This is a genomic window from Rhodovibrio sodomensis, assembly GCF_016583645.1.
Classification (GTDB): Bacteria; Pseudomonadota; Alphaproteobacteria; order Kiloniellales; family Rhodovibrionaceae; genus Rhodovibrio; species Rhodovibrio sodomensis.
This window is the reverse complement of sequence record NZ_NRRL01000019.1, coordinates 25,893-47,519: the sequence shown is the minus strand read 5'-3', so window position 1 is coordinate 47,519 and position 21,627 is coordinate 25,893. Positions and strand designations below refer to the sequence as shown.

Genomic DNA, 21,627 nt, shown 5'->3' with positions numbered 1-21,627 from the left:
CGGATGGCGGAGATGCCGGCCCGCTTGCCGCCGCTGCGCGAGACGATCAGCCGCCACGGGCTGGACGCGCGCAAGAGCCTGGGCCAGCACTTCCTGCTCGACCTCAACCTGACCGGCCGGATCGCGCGCACGGCCGGCGACCTGTCGGCCGGCACGACGATCGAGATCGGCCCCGGCCCGGGCGGCCTGACCCGCGCGCTGTTGAGCGCGGGCGCGGGCCGCGTGGTCGCGGTCGAACGCGACGACCGCTGCCTGGCCGCGCTGGCCGAGCTGGCCGCCGCCTACCCCGGCCGGCTGGAGACCCGCGCCGGCGACGCGCTGGAGACGGCGCTGGCCGAGCTCGGCCCCGCCCCGCGGCGGGTGGTGGCGAACCTGCCCTACAACGTCTCCACCGCCCTGCTGACCAACTGGCTGGGCGAGATCGCCGATGACCCGGGCGTGGTCGAGGCGCTGGTGGTGATGTTCCAGAAGGAAGTCGCCGACCGCCTGGTCGCCAAACCGGGGACCAAGACCTACGGCCGGTTGAGCGTGCTGACGCAGTGGCTGACGCACGCCCGCGTCGCCTTCAACGTGCCGAAGGAAGCCTTCACCCCGCCGCCCAAGATCGTCTCCAGCGTGGTCGAACTGACCCCGCGCGCCCAACCGCTCGCGCCCGCCGACCCGGCCGTGCTGCAGCGTGTAACGGCCGCCGCGTTCAACCAGCGCCGCAAGATGCTGCGCGGCGCCTTGAAAGCGGTCAGCGCCGATCCGCAAGCCCTGTGCGCAGCCGCCGGAATCGATCCAACCGCCCGCGCCGAAGCGCTGACGGTCCAGGACTTCTGCGCCCTGGCGCGCACGCTGCGCTAGAGCAAAATCGATGGAGGTCGAGTCGAACTTCATCGTGAATTTTGCTCTAACTGCTTGAAGAGAGAGCAAGATGCTGAGAGGTGGCTTCCCCTCTCAGCATCTTGCTCTAGGAATGCAGGCGGACGAGAGCGCTCCCGCGCGCGCCAGGTCGGCAGCCAACCGCGGCCAACACCACCGCGCGTCGGCTCGGCCGGAGATGAACCGCCACGGACATCTATACTACAAGCTAAATATGAACTTCCCACATACAAATTACGTCAGCCAATGTCGAATTACCTGCTTGTGATATGAAGTCAAATTCTGACACCACATTATCTACGTAATATGGCTCATTAGTAATATTTTTGATTTCCTGGCTCAATTCATTCGTACGCTGTTTCGGAAAACCAAACAAACTTTTTACACTCATGGTTTTTATATTTATGAGGTAAGCGGCGTCCCCTGACTTGACTGACGGACCTAGTTTGACGGCATCGTGAGCTACCGAACTGAGCGCGCAATCCATCTTAAATTCAAATATAATGTTCTGGTCGACCCCTTGTAAGACGAGATCTGATTGCCGGGTGTTTTCAGTCGAATATTCTCTAAAACTTGAAACATAATCAATATCAAATTTAGGAAACATATCGTGCATTTTTTTCTCAAATTGATAAACAAAAGCTATTTCGTGTACGTGATAAATTCCTTTTGTATTTTTTGATATTGAACGCTGAATCCCGTCTTCTTTAATTACCGTATTAACAAGCACTTCATAAAAACGCGCGTTCATTGAAGACGAGATAGGGCGCTGTGACGATGTTAAATCAGGATTCGACATTAAAATATCTCCTATTACGTGCACTGTATTAAAATACACATCATGTCGGAGATGCCGTCAAGTATTTCGTTTACGTCTTTGGAGGTGCGCTCTGTGCATTGCACTATACGCGTACGGGCTGATCCACGAGACAGGCAGCTATGTTCCTGTTTTTTCCCCTTCTCTTATACGGTCTTCAACTTCGACCCAAAGCCGGTCCCTGGACCGCACAGGTGGTTTGGCCGTCGAGCGTCAGAACGCCGCCGCCACGGACCGCTTCACCTGGGCTTCGCCACGCGCGAGCTCCCGTCGGATCACGGACGGCCAACAGCGTGGGCCGTCCCGCCAGCCGGACGTCCAGGGAACCTGTAGCCGACAACCGCGTGTCGCGTTCCAAGCCAGCGCAACGACCGCGGCGACCGGCGATATCTTGCCGTCGCCCCGCGGGCGTGCGAGACGGGTGGGCATGACCGACGCGACCGATCCCACGGTGATGCGGCACCGCCATCTCGAGCAGATCGCGATGGCGGCGCTGGAAACCGGCCGCCTGCTGATGGAGACCGGCGCCAAGTCCACCGTGGTCGCGAGCGGCATGCGCAAGGCCGCGACCGGGCTGGGCGCGGAACAGGTGCACACCCGGATCGGCTACGCCTCGCTGTCGCTCACGGTCACCCACGGGCACAACACGATCTCCCGGATGGTCGGGGTCGGCCATCACCGGGTCGACATGCGGCTCAATCATGAAATCCGCAGCCTGTGCACCCGCGCCGCGCAGGGCGGCCTGACCGCCCGGGACCTCGCGCGCGAGATCCGGGCGCTGACCGGGACGGTGCCGCGCCACCACCGGATCTTCGCCATGCTGGCAGCCGGCACCGCCTGTGCCGCGTTCGGGCGGCTGCTCGGCGCCGACTGGATCTCGTTCGCCCCGATCCTGGCGGGCAGCGCGCTCGCCCAGGGCGTGCGGATGACACTCGCCGCGCGCGGCACCAACACCTTTGTGCTGATCGCCGTGGTGGCGCTGGTGGCCTCCGGGCTGGCCGGCCTGGGCGCAAGCTGGATCGGCAGCGCCACGGTCGGGATCGCGATGACCGCATCCGTGCTGCTGCTAGTCCCCGGCGTGCCCTCGATGAACGCCCAGACCGACATCATGGAAGGCTACCCGACCATGGGCAGCGCCCGCTTCGTGACGGTCGCGATGATCCTGATCTTCATCACCGTCGGCATGGGCGCGGCCCGGATGATCGTCGGGCCCGGGCTGGACAGCAGCCTGGTCCCGCCCGCCTGGCTGGCGCACCAGGCGGCGTTCGGCGGGCTGGCGGCCGCCTGCTTCGGGGTGCTGTTCAATTTCGGCACCAAGACACTGATCTGGGCGGCGGCCGCGGGCGCGCTGGCGCTGGCCGCGCGCACGCTCGGCCTGGAAAGCGGGCTGCCGCTGGAGGCGGCGTCCTTCCTGGCGGCGGCGGCCGTGGCGATCTGGGTCGAAGTGCTCGGGATCGCCCCGATCCGGATCCCGCACGCCGGGCAGACGCTGGCCGTCGCCGGCTGCATTCCCATGGTCCCCGGCGGCGCGGCGGCGCAGTGCATCATCGGGCTGTTGGAGCTGAGCTCGCGGACCCCGGCGGAGGCGCAGACGGCCCTGGTCGCCTCGACCACGGCCGGGCTGCAGGTGGTGTTCACGCTGGGCGCGATCGGCGCCGGCCTGACCATGGTGCGCTCGGTCGTGCCGCACCGGGACTTCCCGTAGCGCCGCGCTGCCGGTTGCGCCGCCGCGCCCCGGTCCGCCGGGCGGCTTACCCCTTGGCCGTGTCCTCGACCAGTTGCGCGACGAAGGCGTGCAGGCCGGTCTGGCGCGAGCGGCGCAGCCGTTCAGCCTGCAGGATCGAGGTCACCCGGCTGACCGACTTCTCGACCTGCTCGTTGACCACGATGTAGTCGTACTCGGTGTAGTGGCTCATCTCGTCCGACGCCTTCGCCATGCGCTGGCGGACGACGTGTTCCGGGTCCTGGGCGCGGGTGCGCAGCCGGTGCTCCAGGGCGTCCTTGGTGGGCGGCAGGATGAACACCGAGACCAGATCCTCGCCGGCGGTTTCCTTGACCTGCTGGGTGCCCTGCCAGTCGATGTCGAACAGCACGTCCTCCCCGCGCGCGAGCGCGGCTTCGACCGGCCGGCGCGGGGTGCCGTAGTAGTTGCCGAACACCTTGGCGTATTCCAGGAATTCGCCGTCGTCGACCATCTGCCTGAAGGTCGCCTCGTCGACGAAGTGGTAATCGATCCCCTCCTCTTCGCTCGGGCGCTGCTGGCGGGTCGTGCACGAGATCGACAGCTGCAGGTTGTCCTGATCCGCGAGCAGGCGCCGCGAGATCGTGGTCTTGCCGGCGCCGGAGGGCGAGGAGAGCACCAGCATCAGACCGCGGCGCTTGATCAATCCGTCCTGGACCATGTGTTCCTACTCGATGTTCTGGACCTGCTCGCGCAGCTGCTCGACCGCGTTCTTGAGGGACAGGCCGATCCCGGTCAACGCCACGTCGCCGGCCTTGGAGCACAGCGTGTTGGCTTCGCGGTTGAACTCCTGGCACAGGAAATCGAGCCGCCGGCCGATCGCCCCGCCGTCCGCGAGCAGCTCCCGGGCCGCGCTGACGTGCGCGTCCAGCCGGTCCAGCTCCTCGCGGACGTCCGCCTTGCTGGCGAGCAGGGCCGCCTCCTGCGCCAGCCGGTCCTCCGACAAACCGGTGCGGGTCTCCAGCAGGTCCTCGACCTGCTTGCGCAGACGCGCGCGCAGCGCCTCCGGCTGGCTGGCGGCACACTGGCGCGCGTCCTCGGTCAGGCGCGCGATCTCGGCGAGGTGGCTCTCCGCCATCTGGTTGAGCGCGCGGCCCTCCTGCAGCCGCGCGGCCGCGAGGTCGTCGAGCAGTCCCTGCAAATCGGCGATCATCGCCTGCTCGCGCGCTTCCCGCGCCGCTTCGTCCTCCGGCTCCTCGACCGTCTCCAGGACGCCGCGCACCGCGAGCAGGCCGTCCAGGCGCGGCGGCTCGGCATCGACCTCCTCGCGCAGTTCGCGGGTCAGGCGCACCAGCTGGTCCAGCATTTCCCGGTTGACCTGCAACTGCATGCGCCGCTCCGACCGCTCGACCGACAGGGATACGCTGACGTTGCCGCGCGCGCAGACCTTCGGCACCCGGCCGCGCACCTCGTGCTCGAGCCGGTCCAGGCCGCTCGGCACGCGCACGCGCACGTCCAGGCCCTTGCCGTTCACGCTCTTGGCTTCCCAGACCCAGGTCTGCTGCGCATCGCCGCCCTCGCGGCGGGCGAATCCGGTCATGCTGGCGACGGTCACGGCGGAATGCCTTTCTGGCGCGGGTCGGCGCGGCTGCGGGCGCGCGGGGACTCGATGGGCGCGCATCATATTCACGCCGCCTTGCGGGTCACAAGGCCGGCCGGGCGCTGTAGGCTGGCGGCACGCCCGGCTGCCCATCGCCGATAAGGACCCGTTCCCCGTGCCCGCGACCCCGCCGCCACGCACACCGCCGCAACGCACACCGCCGCCACGCACACCGCCGAAGCCGCCACGGTCGATCCTGATCACCGGTGCGTCGAGCGGGCTCGGCGCCGCGCTCGCCCGCCTGTACGCGGCGCCGGGGGTCAGCCTGGCGCTGGGCGGCCGGGATGTCCGCCGGCTGGAGGCGGTGGCGGCGGACTGCCGGACACATGGCGCGGAGGTCACGACGCGCCACCTGGACGTGCTGCACCGGGTGGCGATGGCCGATTGGATCGCGAAGGCCGATGCGCTGGCGCCGCTCGATCTCGTCATCGCCAACGCCGGGGTCGGCGGCGGCACCGGCGGCGCGGGCGAGAGCGCCCAGCAGACCCACCAGATCATGAGCGTGAACGTCACCGGCGCGGTCAACACCGTCCTGCCGGCTGCCGCCGCGATGCGCACGCGCGGGCACGGGCAGCTCGCGATCGTCTCGTCCCTGGCCGGGTTCCGCGGCTTTCCGGGCGCGCCGGCGTACTGCGCCAGCAAAGCGGCGGTGCGGGTCTGGGGCGAATCCCTACGCGGCCATCTTGGCCGCGACGGGCTGTGCGTCTCGGTGATCTGTCCCGGCTACGTGAAGACCCGGATGACGGCGAACAACGACTTCCCGATGCCGCTGCTGATGGACGCCGACCGCGCGGCGCGCCGGATCCGGCGCGGCCTCGCCCGCGACCGGCCCCGGATCGCCTTCCCGCGCCGGCTCTACGCGGCCGTCTGGCTGCTCAACCTGCTGCCGCCCAGCTGGACCGACGGGATGCTGGCCCGGCTGCCGGAGAAACCGGGGAACGGTTGAGGCGGACGCTGTCAGCGGCGATCCGGGCTAGCTACCTCGATGCTTCTTCCTGGACGGATCGCGCAGTACGAGCTTCGCATATAGAAAGGCGCCAAGCCCAACGAGCGCGACAACACCAAGGGCGACGTAGAAACCCGTCTCCGGATCGACAATCATGATTTGGATGGCTCCTCGGGCGGCTCTGCCTTACCGATTAGGTAGACCCCGCTCGCGGCAAGCGCCACTCCAACCGCCATGGCGCTGAGCGCCGTGGACAGATTGACAGGGCCTGCGCCCGCGAAGCCAACTTCGAGAACCGGCGCCAGCAATCCGACCGTGAAGATGGCAACGGAAAGGTTGAGCGAGAAGCCGCCCAGAGCCCGGCCTTGTGCTCGCCGACGCGATTGCATTTCACAAACCTTGTGGCCGCCAGCAGAGCAGTAAGCATACGATCGCGCGCACCCCGCAACACGCTTGCGCGCCTTAATTGTCGCCGTCGCGGACCTTGCGCCATTCGGCCACGTTGCGGTTGTGCTCGCGCAGGGTCTTGGCGAACGCGTGGCCGCCGCTGCCGTCGGCGACGAAATAGAGATACTCGGTCTCCGCCGGGTTGAGCGCGGCCTTCAGCGCCGCGCGCCCGGGATTGGCGATCGGCCCGGGCGGCAGGCCGGAGATCCGATAGGTGTTGTACGGGTGGTCGACCCGCCAGTCGGCGCGGGTCAGCGGCCGCCCAAGCTCCGTCTCGCCGTTGGTCAGGGCGAACCGCACGGTCGGATCCGACTGCAGGCGCATGCCGCGTTCCAGCCGGTTCACGAACACGCCGGCGACCAGCGCGCGCTCGTCCGGAACGGCCGTCTCCTTCTCCACGATCGACGCCAGCGTGACGGCGGCCTGCTTGGTGTCGTAAGGCAGATCGTCCGCGCGTTGCGGCCACAGCTTCGCCAACGTGCGGTCCATCGCGTCCCGCATCCGCTGCAGCAGCTCTGCCCGGCTGTTGCCGCGCTGATATTGGTAGGTCTCGGGCAGCAGTTCGCCTTCGTCCGGCACTTCCGCGATCTCGCCGCTCAAGGCGGGCGCCTGACGGATCCGGTCGACGACCTCGTGGCTGGTCAGTCCCTCTGGGATCGTCAGGGTGCGGGCGACCGTGTTGCCCGACACGACGATCCGCAGCGCCTGCTGCGGGCTAACTTTCGCCGGGAATTCGTACTCGCCCGCCTTGAGCTGGGTCGCCTGGCCGGTCGCCCGGGCGCCCAGGCGGAAAATCAGGGGAGAGCGGATCACGCCTTCGCGGGCCAGCTGTTGGGCGATCGCGCTGACGCCGGCCCCCCGTTCGATCAAGACGATCTTACGCGCGTCGAGCGGTCCCGGCCCGGTGAAGCGCTGATGCCCCCAGGCGTACAGCAAACCGGCGCCGACCGCGGCGGCGGTGATCAGGAAGGTGGCGGCGATCAGCAGCCGTTTCACGGACGGCCTCGCTCCAGCGCCAGACGAATCAAGACGGCGCCGACAGGATCAGGCACGCATTCGTGCCGCCGAACCCGAACGAGTTCGACAGCGCGTAGCGCACCTTTCGCTCCTGGGCGTAGTTGGGCACCAGGTTCATGTCCCGACAGCCGTCGCTCGGATCCGCGAGGTTGAGCGTCGGCGGAACGACCCCGTCGGCGATTGCCTTGATGCAAAAGATTGCCTCGACCGCGCCAGCCGCCCCCAGAAGGTGCCCGATCGCGGACTTGGTCGAGGACATGCAGGTGTCGCGGTAGGCGTCGCCCAGCAATCGCTGGACCGAGCCGAGCTCGATCTCGTCGCCCTTGGGCGTGGAGGTGCCGTGGGCGTTGACGTAGTCGATCTGGCTGGGCTCGATCCCGGCCGAGCGCATCGCCGACTGCATCGCGCGGTAACCGCCCGCGCCGTCGTCCGGCGGGGCGGTGATGTGGTGGGCGTCGCCCGACAGGCCGTAGCCGACGACCTCGCCGTAGATCGTGGCGCCGCGGGCCTTGGCGTGCTCCAGTTCCTCGAGCACGACGACGCCGGCTCCCTCGCCCATCACGAAGCCGTCGCGGCCCTTGTCCCAGGGACGCGACGCTTCGCTCGGCCGGTCGTTGTAGCAGGTCGACAGGGCCTTGGCGGCGGCGAACCCGGCGATACCGATCCGGCAGATCGCCGCTTCCGCGCCGCCGGCCACCATAACGTCGGCATCGCCCAGGGCGATCAACCGGCTGGCGTCGCCGATCGCGTGCGCCCCGGTGGAGCAGGCCGTGACGGCGGAATGGTTCGGCCCCCGAAAGCCGTAGCGGATCGACACCTGGCCGGAGACCAGGTTGATCAGCGCCGCCGGAATGAAGAACGGTGACAGGCGCCGCGGCCCCCGCTCGTGCAGGGTGATCGCGCCGTCGTTGATCGTCTGCAGCCCGCCGATCCCGGAGCCGATCATGACGCCGGTGCGTTCCTGGGAGTCCAAGTCGTCCGGCATCCACCCGGCATCGGTGACGGCCTGGTGCGCGGCCGCCATACCGTAGACGATGAACTGGTCGACCTTCCGCTGGTCCTTCTTGGCGACGTAGTCGTCGGCGTTGAACAAACCGTCGGCTGTGTCGCCGCGCGGCACCTGCCCCGCGATTTGCGCGTTCAGGTCGCTGACGTCGAACGACTCGATCCGTTTGACACCGGACTGCCCCTCCAGCAGCCGTTGCCAGACCGGCTCGACGCCGCTTCCCAGCGGCGTCACCAGCCCCATCCCTGTGACGACGACGCGTCTCATGAGCTCACTGACGGCTGTGGTCGGGGGATCCCGCGGAGAAAGTCGGGCGTCACGCCGCGTTGGGCGCGCAGACCCGCAGCTTAGCCGGCATGCTCCTGGATGAAGTTCACCGCGTCCTTCACGGTGACGATCTTCTCGGCCGCATCGTCCGGGATTTCGCAGCCGAACTCTTCCTCGAACGCCATCACGAGCTCGACCGTGTCGAGGCTGTCGGCGCCCAGGTCGTCGATAAAGCTCGCCTCGTCGGTGACCTTGGCGTCGTCCACGCCCAGGTGCTCAACCACGATCTTCTTTACGCGCTGGCCGATGTCGTTGTCGCTCATTGCCCTTAGAACCCTCGGTAGACCGGAAGAGCCGGGGGCGCCCGCCCCGGCCTGGATTTGCATGATTATTGCCCGCGAGTGACACGGGCTGCGCCTCTTATCACAGTGTTTCAGCGGTGACCAGCGTTGGCGCACACGCGTGCGGTCGCCCGCTGAAGCCGGCTCACACCATGGCCATTCCGCCGTTGGCGTGCAAGGTGTGTCCGGTCACGTAGCCCGCCTCTTCGCTGGCCAGGAACGCCACACACGCGGCGATTTCGCCGGGCGTGCCCAATCGTTCGGCGGGAACCCGCGCCAGCGTGGCCGCGCGCTGCTTGTCGTTCAGCGCATCGGTCATCGCCGTTTCGATGAAACCGGGAGCGACGCAGTTCACCGTGATGTTGCGCGAGGCGACCTCGGTCGCCAGCCCCTTGGACAGGCCGATCAGGCCGGCCTTGGAGGAGATGTAGTTGGCCTGGCCGGCGTTGCCGGTCTGCGCCACCACGGAGGAGATGTTGATGATCCGTCCCCACTTGCGCTTCATCATCCCCTTGATGGCCGCCCGCGACAGGCGGAACGCGGCGGTCAGGTTGACCTCCAGGACCTTTTCCCAGTCGTCGTCCTTCATCCGCATGGCCAGCGTGTCGCGCGTCAGCCCGGCGTTGTTGATCAGGATGTCCAGTCCGCCCATCGCCTTCTCGGCGTCGGCGACCAGCTGGTTGACCTCCTCCGGCTCGGACAGGTTGCAGGGCAGCACGTGCACCCGCTCGCCCAGCTCGGCCGCAAGCGCGTCCAGTTTCTCCTTGCGCGTGCCGCTGACGCCGATGGTCGCCCCCTGCTTGTGCAGGGCGCGCGCGATCTCGCCGCCGATGCCGCCGGTGGCGCCGGTAACCAGCGCCGTCTTGCCGCTCAGATCGAACATCTGCTGCGTCCGCTCCCCTGGATGATGGCTTCTGGCCCGTTTGACTCACGGTCCGGCTGTACCCGAGCGCCGCGCGCGAACGGCGCCGGCTCAGGCGTCGACCTGCTCGTTCAGGAAATTCTCGACGTCACCCGGCGTGCCCACCGGCATGCCGGTCAGCTTGCGGTCGATCCGCTTGGTCAGACCGCTCAGCACCTTGCCGTGGCCGACCTCGTACAGGCGCGCAACGCCCTTGTCGCGCATGTATTCGACGCTCTCGCGCCAGCGCACCGGGTGCACGATCTGCTCGACCAGTCGGGCGCGGATCTCGTCCGGGCTCTCCAGCGCGTACGCGGTGACGTTGGATACCACCGGCAGGTTGGGCGTCTCGATCGCTGCCTGGGCGAGCGCGCGCTCCATCTCCTCGGCGGCCGGCTGCATCAGCTTGCAGTGGAACGGGGCGGAGACGTTCAGCATGACCGCGCGCTTGGCGCCCTTCTGCTTGGCGATCTCGATCGCCCGCTCGACCGCGCCGAGGTTGCCGGACACCACGACCTGTCCTGGCGCGTTGTCGTTGGCGATCTGGCACACCTCGCCGCGGGCGGCCTCGTCCGCGACCGCCTGCACGGTCTCCAGGTCGAGGCCCAGGATCGCGGACATCGCGCCCGCGCCGACCGGCACCGCGCGCTGCATCGCCTGGCCGCGCAGGCGCAGCAGCTGCGCCGCGTCGCCCGCGGACAGCGCGTCCATCGCGGCCAGGGCAGAATACTCGCCCAGCGAATGGCCGGCCACGTAAGCGCCGGTGCTGGACAGCGCGAACCCGCCCTGCTCCTCGATCGCGCGGACGGTCGCCAGGCTGACCGCCATCAGCGCCGGCTGCGCGTTCTCGGTCAGCACCAGGTCTGCCTCCGGCCCTTCGAACATCAGCCGGGACAGATCCTGGCCCAGCGCGTCGTCGACCTCCTGGAAGATATAGCGCGCCGCGGGGAAGGACTCGGCGAGTTCCCGGCCCATGCCGACCCCCTGGGAGCCCTGACCGGGAAAAACGAAAGCGCGCGCCATCGCAAGCTGCCTTTCGGTGTTGGGCATGGAAAAAGCGGGGGCAGTGATAGCGGCTGACCTTCCGCTGTCAAGCGATGCGCGCGGCAGCGTGCCAACGGGGCCCGCGACCGCGCCCCCACCGGCCGGTGCTTATCCGCCGAAAGGCGCGGAAATCCGCCCCGCACACGCCCTTGCGTGCGCGACGTTCATCTATATAGTCGCGCCACCTCGCAAGAGACCTCCTCGCCGATCCCGATGCGAGCCCGCCGCTGCGCCGTCTCTCGGACGCACAGCCGGGAATTTATGGGGTCGGCTAGGGCCGCCCGGCTACCCGGTCAAACCCCGCGGAGCTACGGCCCGTTCAACAGCCATGGGGAGCGAACATGGAAGAGTCGCGCTATTACGAGAGCGTGTTTATCGCACGCCAGGACATTTCGTCCTCCAACGTCGAGGAACTGGCCAACCAGTTCCAGCAGGTGCTCGAAGGCCAAGGCGGCAAGGTCCACAAGACCGAGCACTGGGGCCTGAAGAACCTCGCCTACCGGGTCAACAAGAACCGGAAGGGCCACTACGTCCTGTTCAACATCGAGGCGCCGTCGGCCGCGATCGACGAGTACGAGCGGACGATGCGCTATAACGAGGACGTGCTGCGCTACCTGACCCTGCGTACCGACGAGCTGGACCCGAACCCGTCGGTCCAGATGGAGCGCAAGGACAAGAAGGACGGCGACCGGCGCGGCGAGCGCGGTGGCCGCGGTGAGCGCGGCGGCCGGGGCGAGCGCGGCGGCCGGGGCGGCCGCGGGCGCGAGTAACGCCCGCCGCCAAGACGCCGTTGCCGTCCGCCGTTCCCTGAACCGGACTTAATCGAGACCTGATCGGCCGGGACGCATGCCCGGCCGCGACCACGGAGGAGACCGACGATGACCGTTCGTGTCGTCAGCCGCGGCGCCGCCCAGCGCCGCCCGTTCTTCCGGCGCCGCAAGAGCTGCCCGTTCTCGGGCCCGAATGCGCCGAAGATCGACTATAAGGACGTCAAGCTCTTGACCCGCTTCACCAGTGAGCGCGGCAAGATCGTGCCGAGCCGGATCACGGCGGTGTCGGCGAAGAAGCAGCGCGAGCTCGCCCGGGCGATCAAGCGGGCGCGCTACCTCGCCCTGATGCCGTACGTCATCAGGTAACCGCATCCGCCCGGAGCATTAAGGAGACGATCATGCAGGTTATCCTGTTGGAGCGGGTCGAAAACCTGGGCTTCATGGGCGACGAGGTCGCCGTGAAGCCGGGCTATGCCCGCAACTTCCTGCTGCCGCAGAAGAAGGCCCTGCGCGCCACGCAGTCGAACCGCGCGTACTTCCAGTCGAAGCGCGCCGAGCTCGAGGCCCGCAACGCCGAGCGCCGCAAGGAGGCTGAAGAAGCCGCCAAGCGGATCGACGGCATGGTGGTCAGCATGATCCGCCAGGCCGGCGAGACCGGTCAGCTGTACGGCTCGGTGACCGCCCGCGACATCGCCGACCAGCTGGCCGAGCAGGGCGCCCGGGTCGAGCGCGGCCAGATCCAGCTGGGCCGCCAGATCAAGACGATCGGCCTGCACCCGGTCGATGTCCGCCTGCACCCCGAGGTCAGCATCGAGATCACGGTCAACGTCGCCCGCTCCCGCGGCGAGGCGGACACGCAGCTCGAGCAGGGCCGGACCGTCTCGGTCGAGGAGCAGCAGGAGATCGCCGACCGCGCCGTCGACGAAGTGATCTCCGAGGTCGAGGAGATGGAGACCGACGAGACGGACGCGGACGACGAGACCGCTCCCGCCGAGGAGACCGAGCGGGCGTAACCGCCGCTTCGGTGCACAGCGTCAACGCGCTTGCGGCCACCTTCCGGAGACGGGAGGTGGCCGCAGGTGTGTCTGGGAGCTCGAATTTAGAGGTACGCGGTAGCTCCGCTCTCGGCACGCCATGGCGGCGGGGTCCGCTCTCCTCCTATGGGAGGAGAGGACCAGGGAGAGGAGGTTGCCCGCGGCGTCGACAACCGGGGTCCCTCCTCCCCTCGCCCCTCCTCCCATTGGAGATGGGGAATCAGAGGGAATGGAGGAGGCGACTGGCGCGCGGGCGCCGCGAACCGCGCGCTCAGATCACCGTCAGCATCGAGGCGACCAAGGGGTGGCGGACGATGTCGGCGTCGTCCAGTTCGATCACGCCGACGTCCGCCAGCGCGGACAGCCGCCGGGCGATCTCGCCCAGCCCGGAGACGCCGGGCAGCAGGTCGCTCTGGTCCGGGTCGCCGGTCAGCACCATGGTCGACGACCAGCCGAGCCGGGTCAGCAGCATCTTGATCTGCCCGTAGGTGCAGTTCTGTGCCTCGTCGATCACCACGAACGCGTTGTTCAGCGTGCGTCCGCGCATGAAGCCGACGGGCGCGATCTCGATCAGCCCCTCGCCCAGCGCCATCTTGACCCGCTTGTTGCCCAGCCGGTCGGTCAGCGCGTCGTACAGCGGGCGCAGGTAGGGCTGCAGCTTGCTTTCCACCCCGCCGGGCAGGAAGCCCAGGTTTTCGCCGGCCTCGACCGCCGGGCGGGTGAGCACGATGCGCTCAACCTCGCGGGCTTCCAGCGCCTCCACGGCTTTCGAGATCGCGAGGTAGGTCTTGCCGGTCCCCGCCGGCCCCAGGGCCAGCACCAGGTTCTGGCTGTCGATCGCCTGCATCAAGGCTTCCTGACCCGCGCTCATCGGCTTGACCCGGCGGCGGTAGGATTGCTCGCGGGCGTCGTCGCCGTGCCCGCCGGCGTTCAGCGGATGCCAATCTCCCTCGCGGGGGTACAGCGCACGGACCTTGCCCTCTTGATTGTTGGCGGCGCGACGCGCGGAACGCTTGCCCATCTTGGACTCCTCGGCTGTCGGGATGACGGGATCCGACGCGTGCGCGCCGGACGGGCGGCACACCCCCGCCTTGCCGGGGTCGCTCGAACCCGGCAAGGCGGCAGGCGGCAACTTGGCGTGAAACGGCAGGGCACGGGGCGCATGATCGGCCGGCGGGGCTTCGGCCGCGGGTTGATCGCCGGGGGCGGGCGCGATGGCCGGCGTGACGGTCCCGGACGGCAGCGCCACGGACCGGACCGGGAAGGCCGGCAGATCGTGGCGGTCGCGGTCGGACGGTCGCGTCAGGGCGCTACTCCCGTGCGTGGCATGAGCGCGTGGCTCATCAACCCAACTCTCGATCAGCCTACCCCGAGTTACCCCCGCCTGTCGCGCGATTCGTTGGGGTGAAAGAGAAGCTTCACACAACATCTAGCGTATGTTGGCCGGAATCACGGCAAACGGCCCGGCGGTGCGGAACGCCGATCCGTCGCGGCGGCTCTTGGGCCGGGCAGAATCCCGGGCTTTGGAAGCGGTTAATCGGGTTATCCACAAGAAACGATCATGCTGCGCTGCAAAGGGCTTGCCATGGACCGGTCATACCGGAATCCTGCGCGCGACTTCGGCGGACCTTTCGATCGTGTTCGAAGGTGGGGAGAAGATGATGCCGAATGAAGCCGATCTGCTGGCTTACGCCACGGGCTTTGCCCGCCGACACCGCGACTACGCCGTCCCGTACGCGCGCGAATATGCCGAAAAACTGCGGTCTTGCGGCGACCGGGAGGGGTGCGCCGTGTGGCACCGGGTGGCCGACGCGATCGCCAACGGCGAGGTCGACACGGCCCCCGTGACCCGCGCGGCGGCGTAACCGACCGCGCTTTCCACTATTGTCCGCGCAGGCGGCGGTCGCGGCCCGGACCGGCCACGGCCGCCATCTGGTGTGTCCGGATCCCCGGCCTCAAACGCGTGTTTTCATTTTTCTGTTGCAGTGCAACGTGTACTGTCGCGGTATATGGTGCAGCGCACACTCCGCCGTTCGACGCACCAGGGAGGCTGCGACAGCGATGATCGATCTGACCGGTAAGCGCGGGCTCGTCATCGGGATCGCCAACCAGCACTCGATCGCCACCGGCTGCGCGCGCGCCTATCGCGCCGCCGGGGCGGAGCTCGCCGTCACCTACCTGAACGAGAAGGCGCGCCCCCACGTCGAACCGATCGCCCGCGACGTGGGCGCGCAGCTTTTCCTGCCCTGCGACGTCCGCGCGGAAGGCGAACTCAAGGGCGTGTTCGACACCATCCGGGAACGCTGGGGCCAGCTCGACTTCGTGCTGCACGCGATCGCGTTCGCGCCCAAGGAAGATCTGCACGCGCGCGTGACCGACTGCTCGCGCGGCGGCTTCGCGCAGGCGATGGACGTCTCGGCGCACTCCTTTATCCGACTGGCGCACTATGCCGAGCCGCTGATGACGCGCGGCGGCAGCCTGCAGACCGTCACCTTCTACGGCTCCGAGCGGGTGGTCGAGGAATACAATCTGATGGGCCCGGTGAAGGCCGCGCTGGAAAGCAGCGTGCGCTACCTCGCCGCCGAGCTCGGGCCCAAGGGCATCCGGGTGAACGCGCTCTCCCCCGGCCCGCTCAAGACCCGTGCGGCGAGCGGTATCGACCGGTTCGACGAGATGCTGGAGCGCGCCCGCCAGCGCGCCCCGGAGCACCAGCTGGCGACGATCGACGACGTCGGCGCGCTGTCGGCCTTCCTGGCCAGCGACCGGGCCCGGGCGATGACCGGCAACGTCGAATACGTCGACGCCGGCGTCCACGTCATGGAATAGGCCGGCGGCCGCGGGACGGCAGGCGCGGATGCCGGCGGCCTTGCGGCGTCCGGCCAAATCTGCGACCTCCCGCGCGTGATGAGCAGCAAGCCGCCCCGCACCAAGGACCGCGCCCGGCCCGGCCCGGGCAAGGACTCTGGCCGCAAGCCCAACCGCGGCAAGACCGCCGCCAAGTCGGCCGCGCGGACGGGCGGGCCGGCGGCCGCGCCCAAGGCCCACGGCGCCGCCGCGCATAAGGCCCAGCGCGCCACTGCGCACAAGGCCAAGTCCGCCGGCGCCGGCAAGACGGCCCAGCCGGCCGGCTGGGTCGTGCGCGCCGCCCCCGGCCTGGGCCGGACCCTGCTGGCGGAGCTGCGCCACGCCAGGCTGCTCGGCCAGAACGACCGCGCGGACCTGCTCTGGCAGCGCAACCACGACCTGCTGTTCGCCCCGCGTCTGGCGCGCACGCCGGCCGCGACCGAGCTGCGCAGCGCGGAGGACATGCACCGCTGCCTGGTCTACGGCCGCTACAAGGTGTCCGACAGCCAGCTGGAGCGGCTGGCGCAGCTGCTGCAGGGGCAGCGCCGCCGGCTGGTCGTCACCGCCGACGGCCGGCACTTCAACCGCCACGACTTGGCCCGCTTTCTCGGCCGCGAACTGAGCGCGCGCGGGGTCAAGCTGGACGAGGCGGCGAACACCCCGCTGCTGGTGTTCTGCATCGAGCAGGCCTACTACGCCTGCGTCCCGGTTCGCGACGCGGACCAGACCGCCGGACGCGACCGCCGGCAGGTCGAGCGCGAGGGCAGCCTGCCGCCGCCGATCGCGGCCGCGATGGCGTTCATGACCCGTCCGGTCGACGACGATACCATCCTGGACCCGGTGTGCGGCTCCGGCACGCTGCTGGCGGAAGCCGGCGGCTACGCGCCCGGCGCCCGGCTGATCGGCACGGACCAGGATCTGCAGGCGGTGAAGACCGCGCGGCGCAACCTGAAAAGCTTCGACACGGCGCAGGTCGAGCACGCCGACGCGCGCGCGCTCGACCTGCCGGACGCCAGCGTCAGCCTGGTGCTGGCCAACCTGCCGTTCGGCAAGCAGTACGGCGACGTCGCCGAGAACCGGTCGCTTTACGCTGAGGTGCTGCAGGAAGTCCGCCGGGTCGCAACGCCCAGGGGCTTCCGCGCCGCGCTGCTGGTCAGCGACCGCCGCCTGTTGCGCGACGCCGCCCGGCAGACCGGCCTGCGCGTGCGCCACGACACCGCGATCCGGGTGCGCGGCGAGGACGCGGCGATCGTTCTCCTGGATCTGCCGGCCGCCGGGTAGCCGCCCGGCCCGGGTCCGCACCGCTGTCGCCGAACCGACATAATTTACCGAATCCCGGGGATCGGGACTTGCAAAGCGGGGGTCGAAGCTCCTAGAACAAGCGCGCCCTGGGGCGGGCGGCGATCCCGTCCGTGACCGCGCCCCAGGCGCGCCGATCCCGTCTTTGGCGACCCATCCGCCCGGGTCCGCGATGCCAAGGCCCGGCCCGCGTCGACGCGGGCGTCGGATCGCGCTTTCGTGGGGGAGTTACCCAAGCGGTCAACGGGAGCGGACTGTAAATCCGCCGGCACTGCCTTCGGAGGTTCGAATCCTCCCTCCCCCACCACTCACTCTTCTCAACGGCCGCAACCGGTAAGCCGCCTGTTCGCGCCGCCCGCCGTGGCGACGCGTGTGACCGGCGTGTTCGGCGTGTCTGGCATGGCCGGCGGGTTGCCACAAAGCTGTCGCTTGCTCGCGAACCGGCCCTTAACTACATCTTCAATACGCCCGGGCGAAAAAGCCGCGCTTTCGGCGGCATTAATCAACCTGCGATATGGCGCGGCCCGACGAAGCGGGCTACAAAAGAAACCACTTAAACCAAATACGCATCGCCGCCCGCGATCGCGCCGGGGCACCGCGCCGAGGCACCGCGCCGAGGCACTGGGGCGTACGTGGACGCGGCGGGAGGGAAACGCTGTGCAGGCCGCATGGAATTGCGCGGGGCCCGAACCCGCGCTGGACGAGCTTCTCTACGACCCGATCGTCGAACTGTTGATGCGCCGGGACCGGATCAGCCGGCAGGACATCCTGCGCGCCGTCCGACGCGCCCGCGAACGCCTGGATTCCACCTGCCCGCAGACCCAAGCGTTGGCGAGCTAGGGCAAGATCCTGAAAGGTCGACCCACCCTTCAGTTTAATCTTGCCCTTTCTTCAATGAATTAGAGCCAAATTCACGATGAAAGCCGCCTTCGGCTTTCATCGATTTTGCTTAAGGGACGAATACCACGGTCTTTCTGACATAACACCGGGCGCTTTCCTCGGAGGCCATCAGCCTGCGTGCCTAATCCTCCCCGCGCATCCGGTCGACCACGGGGCGCAGGGCGTTCAGGCAGGAGCGGCCGAGCATGCGGCTGCGCGCGGGCGACCAGCCTTCCGCCGGGTGCGGGCTGTCGAGCGAGTCCTTGAACGGCATCTCCAGCGTCATCGCCACCGCGCCGAAACTCTCCGCCATGAACGGCGTGGCGATGCCGAGGTTGGCGTGGCCGGGCTTGGCCGGCGGGTAGCCCTGGCTGGTCTGGAAGTCGGGGTTGAGCTCCAGCAGGCGCTGCTTGAACAACTCGACCATCTGGATCTGCTCCGAGCGCAGGTTCGGGATGCCTTCGAACCCGGCGATGAAGTTGTGCGGCAGCACCTCCTCGCCGTGCACGTCCAGCAGCACCGAACAGCTGGTCTGATACATCCGACGGCGGACGTGATAGACTTCCGGGCTGGTCTCCCGGTCGGGTTCCTGCCACACCCGGTTTAGGTTGACCCCGGCGGCGTTGGTGCGCAGATGCCCGCGGCGGGTGCCGTCCGGGTTCATGTTGGGCACGACGTAGAAGACGCAGCGCTCCAACAGGTAGGCCGGCGACGGATCGTCGGTGTCCAGCAGGCGTTCCAGGAAGCCCTCCATCCACCATTCGGCCATGGATTCGCCCGGATGCTGGCGGCCGATCACCCAGACCGGCAGCTTTTGCGCGTCCCAGGTGCCGATCTGCAGCATCTCCATCGGCTGGCCGTCGACCGTTTCGCCCAGCACCTCGTAGCCGACCCGGCCTGTGGCCGTGCAGCGCGCGATCAGCTCGCGGTGCCGGCTCATCGGATAGGGCGCGAAGTAGGCGTAGGTGACCAGCGGCGCCTCGGGGATGTGGGTGATCGCAAGCGTGCCGCCGTCGAATTCCGTCGGCACCCGGAACCAGGTCTGCAGGTCGTAGGAGGCGACCGCCTGGTAGCCGTCCCAGCCGCGCGGAAACGAGGCCTGGTCGGCGTTGGTCAGGCGCAGCGTGCGCGTCCGCCCCGGCGTGCCGGCCGCGGTGAAGTGGAACCACTGGAAGAACTTGTCGCCGGCGTCCGCGCGGATCCGCAGGTCCGCCGTCTCGCCGTCGATCCGGTCGACCAGGATGTTGCCGCTGTCGAACGCGCTGGAAATCCACATGACTGCCGGGTCTTTCTGTTGTCGGGGCGGTTGGCGCCTACCCCTCGTGCATAGACCCCCGCCCCGCGCTTGCCAACCGGCGGCCGGCGCGGAGGCGGCCGTGTCGCCGTCGGATCGGGCCCAACATCGGCCAGACGGCCCCGGCGCACGCAGGTTATTTACACATCAGACGAAGGGTATATATCTTGGTTGGTCATTTTGAGGCGGGAATTTTCGTGGGCGGCACGCGGACACCGGCGGGGTCCAGCGCCAGTTTGCCGGCACGAGGTCCGGCGCCGGACCGGCCGGAGACGCCCCGGACATAACAGCGAGAAGGCCCGCTTTGCGGTGGGAAAGGACGTCATGGATATCACGACGAAGGATCTGGAGACACTGGAGCGCAGCGCGGACGAAGCCGCGCGCCTGCTGAAGGCGCTGTCCAACAAGGACCGCCTGATGATCCTGTGCTACCTGGCCGAGGGGGAGCGGAAGGTCGGCGATCTGGAAGCCCTGCTGGAGCTGCGCCAGCCGACCCTGTCGCAACAGCTGGCGCGTCTGCGCAGCGAGGGCCTGGTGGCGACCCGGCGCGACGGCAAGTCGATCTATTACTCGCTGGCCAGCACGGAAGTGCAGGCGGTGATCGAGACGCTGTACCGCCTGTACTGTGCCCCTGCCGCGCCCGGCCGGGTGGACGGCGGCGTCCCCGACGGCCAGGCGACCGACGGCCGGGCAGCCAGCCGCCAGGGCTGACGCCGGCCCACGGCCTCACCTCCAGGGGGCTGCCCGGCCGCGCGGCCGGCAGCTGGGCGCCCCCAAAATGGCACGCGCGTCGGTCCAGCCGGCGAGCCCCGGCGGCGCGTCCCGCAATCGCATCGGGGCGGGCGAAATCGACCCGCGGGCGCCGGGTGCTGGCCCCTTGCGTTTTGCCGGTCCGACCGGCAAAACTAAAATACCGCTTGGGACAGTTTCCCAGCCGGGTCCGACTGTTGCCAGCCGGCTGCGTGATGCCGGAATGACTTCCGGCACGCCGCCACCGACCCGCCCGCCGCGCACCGTGCCTTGCGCGCGCCGTCAGCACCCGAATTCCGCACCTCATGAACCTGCAAGACCTGAAGGCCAAATCGCCGGCCGACCTGCTCGCCTACGCCGAGGAACTGGATGTCGAGAACGCCTCCTCGTTGCGCAAGCAGGAAATGATGTTCGCCATCCTGGAGCGCCTGGCGCAACAGGACGTTTCGATCTACGGCTCGGGCGTGCTGGAGATCATGCAGGACGGGTTCGGCTTCCTGCGCTCGCCGGAATCCAACTATCTGCCGGGCCCGGACGACATCTACGTCAGCCCGTCCCAGATCCGGCGGTTCGCCCTGCGCACCGGCGACACGGTCGACGGCGAGATCCGCTCGCCGAACAAGGGCGAGCGCTACTTCGCCCTGCTCAAGGTCAACACGGTGAACTTCGACGCGCCGGACGCGCTCAAGCACCGGATCAACTTCGACAACCTGACGCCGCTCTATCCGGACGAGAAGCTCGACCTGCAGACCGACGCGCAGAAGGACATCACCAACCGGGTGATCGACCTGGTGGCGCCACTCGGCAAGGGCCAGCGCGCGCTGATCGTCTCGCCGCCGCGCGCCGGCAAGACGATGATCCTGCAGAACATCGCGCGGGCGATCGAGACCAACCACCCGGAGTGCTACCTGATCGTCCTGTTGATCGACGAGCGCCCGGAGGAGGTCACGGACATGGCGCGCACGGTGCAGGGCGAGGTCGTCTCCTCGACGTTCGACGAGCCCGCCCAGCGCCACGTCCAGGTCACCGAGATGGTGCTGCAGAAGGCGCGCCGGCTGGTCGAGGCGAAGAAGGACGTGGTGATCCTCTTGGATTCGATCACGCGCCTGGGCCGCGCCTACAACACGACCGTGCCGTCGAGCGGCAAGGTGCTGACCGGCGGCGTCGACGCCAACGCCCTGCAGCGCCCCAAGCGCTTCTTCGGCGCCGCCCGCAACATCGAGGAGGGCGGCTCGCTCACCATCGTCGGCACCGCGCTGGTGGACACCGGCAGCCGGATGGACGAGGTGATCTTCGAGGAGTTCAAAGGCACCGGCAACTCGGAGATCGTCCTGGACCGCAAGCTGGCGGACAAGCGCGTCTTCCCGGCGATCAACGTCGGCCCCTCGGGCACCCGGCGCGAGGAACTGCTGGTCGACGAGCACCGCCTGAACAAGATGATCGTGCTGCGCCGGATCCTGCAGCCGATGGGGACCATGGACGCCATGGAGTTCCTGACCGACAAGCTGCGGCGGACGAAGAACAACACCGAGTTCTTCGATATGATGAACCAGTAGCGCCACCGACCCGAGCGCCATCCGGAGCCAGCATGACCCGCTTCCGCCCCCGCAACGGACGAATACCGCACGGCCGCCGGCCGGCCGTGCGCGTCCGCCATCGCGGGGGTGTAGCTCAAGCGGTCAGAGCACCCAGCTTATAACTGGGAGGTTCCGGGTTCGATCCCCGGCGCCCCTACCAGCCGCCTGCGTTAAGCTGCGCGTCGCAAC

Annotated in this window: 22 protein-coding genes and 2 tRNA genes; 14 read left to right on the top strand and 10 right to left on the bottom strand. The window is 68.4% G+C overall.

All coding sequences use genetic code 11. From position 1 onward, the window contains the following. The first annotated feature begins 3 nt into the window (after positions 1–3). Positions 4–846, top strand: coding sequence for a 16S rRNA (adenine(1518)-N(6)/adenine(1519)-N(6))-dimethyltransferase RsmA (gene rsmA / locus CKO28_RS09600; protein ID WP_200340503.1), 843 nt, complete (start codon positions 4–6; stop codon positions 844–846). Between the two features lie 226 nt (positions 847–1,072). Here rsmA and CKO28_RS09595 read toward each other — a convergent pair whose 3' ends face one another. Then, a complete protein-coding gene (locus CKO28_RS09595) occupies positions 1,073–1,663 on the bottom strand; it encodes a hypothetical protein (RefSeq protein ID WP_200340501.1) in 591 nt (196 codons plus the stop codon). 445 nt (positions 1,664–2,108) lie between these two features. On the opposite strand from CKO28_RS09595, the gene CKO28_RS28380 reads away from it, so the two are divergent. Continuing rightward, positions 2,109–3,386, top strand: a complete 1,278-nt coding sequence (locus CKO28_RS28380) for a threonine/serine exporter family protein (protein ID WP_242480458.1) — start codon at positions 2,109–2,111, stop codon at positions 3,384–3,386. A 46-nt stretch (positions 3,387–3,432) separates the two neighbouring features. Here the strand turns inward: CKO28_RS28380 and gmk are convergent, their stop codons facing one another. Continuing rightward, positions 3,433–4,083, bottom strand: coding sequence for a guanylate kinase (gmk, locus tag CKO28_RS09580; RefSeq protein WP_200340499.1), 651 nt, complete (start codon positions 4,081–4,083; stop codon positions 3,433–3,435). 6 nt (positions 4,084–4,089) lie between these two features. Next, entirely contained in the window at positions 4,090–4,977 is an 888-nt protein-coding gene (locus CKO28_RS09575; protein WP_338050091.1) for a YicC/YloC family endoribonuclease, read from the bottom strand. 238 nt (positions 4,978–5,215) lie between these two features. Here CKO28_RS09575 and CKO28_RS09570 point away from each other — a divergent pair, with 238 nt between their 5' ends. After that, positions 5,216–5,968, top strand: a complete 753-nt coding sequence (locus CKO28_RS09570; RefSeq protein ID WP_437127620.1) for an SDR family NAD(P)-dependent oxidoreductase — start codon at positions 5,216–5,218, stop codon at positions 5,966–5,968. A 462-nt stretch (positions 5,969–6,430) separates the two neighbouring features. On the opposite strand, the gene mltG is transcribed toward CKO28_RS09570, so the two are convergent. From mltG to fabD, 5 genes are all read right to left on the bottom strand, one after another. Next, on the bottom strand, positions 6,431–7,411 hold the full coding sequence (gene mltG, locus CKO28_RS09565) for an endolytic transglycosylase MltG (protein WP_200340495.1): 981 nt from the start codon (positions 7,409–7,411) through the stop codon (positions 6,431–6,433). 28 nt (positions 7,412–7,439) lie between these two features. Further along, entirely contained in the window at positions 7,440–8,705 is a 1,266-nt protein-coding gene (gene fabF / locus CKO28_RS09560) for a beta-ketoacyl-ACP synthase II (RefSeq protein WP_200340493.1), read from the bottom strand. An 80-nt stretch (positions 8,706–8,785) separates the two neighbouring features. Next, positions 8,786–9,028, bottom strand: coding sequence for an acyl carrier protein (locus CKO28_RS09555; protein WP_037256420.1), 243 nt, complete (start codon positions 9,026–9,028; stop codon positions 8,786–8,788). Positions 9,029–9,191: 163 nt separating this feature from the next. Continuing rightward, positions 9,192–9,929: a 3-oxoacyl-[acyl-carrier-protein] reductase gene (gene fabG / locus CKO28_RS09550; RefSeq protein WP_200340491.1), complete on the bottom strand. Its 738-nt coding sequence runs from the start codon at positions 9,927–9,929 to the stop codon at positions 9,192–9,194. Between the two features lie 90 nt (positions 9,930–10,019). Next, positions 10,020–10,970 carry an ACP S-malonyltransferase gene (gene fabD, locus CKO28_RS09545; RefSeq protein ID WP_200340489.1) on the bottom strand — a complete coding sequence of 317 codons (951 nt, stop codon included), beginning with the start codon at positions 10,968–10,970 and terminating at the stop codon, positions 10,020–10,022. 362 nt (positions 10,971–11,332) lie between these two features. Between fabD and rpsF the strand changes: the two genes are divergently transcribed. The 3 genes from rpsF (at position 11,333) to rplI (ending at position 12,774) form a co-directional block, all read left to right on the top strand. Then, complete coding sequence (gene rpsF / locus CKO28_RS09540; RefSeq protein WP_200340486.1) at positions 11,333–11,761, top strand: 30S ribosomal protein S6; 429 nt, start codon at positions 11,333–11,335, stop codon at positions 11,759–11,761. Positions 11,762–11,869: 108 nt separating this feature from the next. Further along, a complete protein-coding gene (gene rpsR, locus CKO28_RS09535; RefSeq protein WP_200340483.1) occupies positions 11,870–12,127 on the top strand; it encodes a 30S ribosomal protein S18 in 258 nt (85 codons plus the stop codon). A 32-nt stretch (positions 12,128–12,159) separates the two neighbouring features. After that, the gene (gene rplI, locus CKO28_RS09530) at positions 12,160–12,774 is read left to right on the top strand and encodes a 50S ribosomal protein L9 (RefSeq protein ID WP_200340480.1); all 615 of its coding nucleotides are present in this window, start codon (positions 12,160–12,162) and stop codon (positions 12,772–12,774) included. Positions 12,775–13,066: 292 nt separating this feature from the next. Here rplI and CKO28_RS09525 read toward each other — a convergent pair whose 3' ends face one another. Beyond that, on the bottom strand, positions 13,067–13,816 hold the full coding sequence (locus CKO28_RS09525) for a PhoH family protein (protein ID WP_200340478.1): 750 nt from the start codon (positions 13,814–13,816) through the stop codon (positions 13,067–13,069). 415 nt (positions 13,817–14,231) lie between these two features. On the opposite strand from CKO28_RS09525, the gene CKO28_RS09520 reads away from it, so the two are divergent. The 5 genes from CKO28_RS09520 (at position 14,232) to CKO28_RS09500 (ending at position 17,778) form a co-directional block, all read left to right on the top strand. Continuing rightward, positions 14,232–14,660, top strand: coding sequence for a hypothetical protein (locus CKO28_RS09520; RefSeq protein WP_200340475.1), 429 nt, complete (start codon positions 14,232–14,234; stop codon positions 14,658–14,660). Between the two features lie 196 nt (positions 14,661–14,856). Continuing rightward, on the top strand, positions 14,857–15,621 hold the full coding sequence (gene fabI / locus CKO28_RS09515; protein ID WP_200340474.1) for an enoyl-ACP reductase FabI: 765 nt from the start codon (positions 14,857–14,859) through the stop codon (positions 15,619–15,621). A 78-nt stretch (positions 15,622–15,699) separates the two neighbouring features. Continuing rightward, positions 15,700–16,920 (top strand): TRM11 family SAM-dependent methyltransferase, encoded by a 1,221-nt coding sequence (locus tag CKO28_RS09510; RefSeq protein WP_200340472.1) that lies wholly within the window; start codon positions 15,700–15,702, stop codon positions 16,918–16,920. Positions 16,921–17,159: 239 nt separating this feature from the next. Next, positions 17,160–17,245: transfer RNA gene (locus CKO28_RS09505), tRNA-Tyr, on the top strand. Positions 17,246–17,595: 350 nt separating this feature from the next. Beyond that, positions 17,596–17,778, top strand: a complete 183-nt coding sequence (locus CKO28_RS09500; RefSeq protein WP_200340471.1) for a hypothetical protein — start codon at positions 17,596–17,598, stop codon at positions 17,776–17,778. A 181-nt stretch (positions 17,779–17,959) separates the two neighbouring features. On the opposite strand, the gene CKO28_RS09495 is transcribed toward CKO28_RS09500, so the two are convergent. Then, on the bottom strand, positions 17,960–19,093 hold the full coding sequence (locus CKO28_RS09495) for a M14 family metallopeptidase (RefSeq protein WP_200340469.1): 1,134 nt from the start codon (positions 19,091–19,093) through the stop codon (positions 17,960–17,962). Between the two features lie 342 nt (positions 19,094–19,435). Here CKO28_RS09495 and CKO28_RS09490 point away from each other — a divergent pair, with 342 nt between their 5' ends. From CKO28_RS09490 to CKO28_RS09480, 3 genes are all read left to right on the top strand, one after another. Continuing rightward, positions 19,436–19,822 carry an ArsR/SmtB family transcription factor gene (locus tag CKO28_RS09490; protein ID WP_200340467.1) on the top strand — a complete coding sequence of 129 codons (387 nt, stop codon included), beginning with the start codon at positions 19,436–19,438 and terminating at the stop codon, positions 19,820–19,822. A gap of 344 nt (positions 19,823–20,166) precedes the next feature. After that, complete coding sequence (gene rho / locus CKO28_RS09485) at positions 20,167–21,417, top strand: transcription termination factor Rho (RefSeq protein WP_200340465.1); 1,251 nt, start codon at positions 20,167–20,169, stop codon at positions 21,415–21,417. Between the two features lie 104 nt (positions 21,418–21,521). Then, positions 21,522–21,598 (top strand) — tRNA-Ile (locus CKO28_RS09480). Positions 21,599–21,627: the final 29 nt, after the last annotated feature.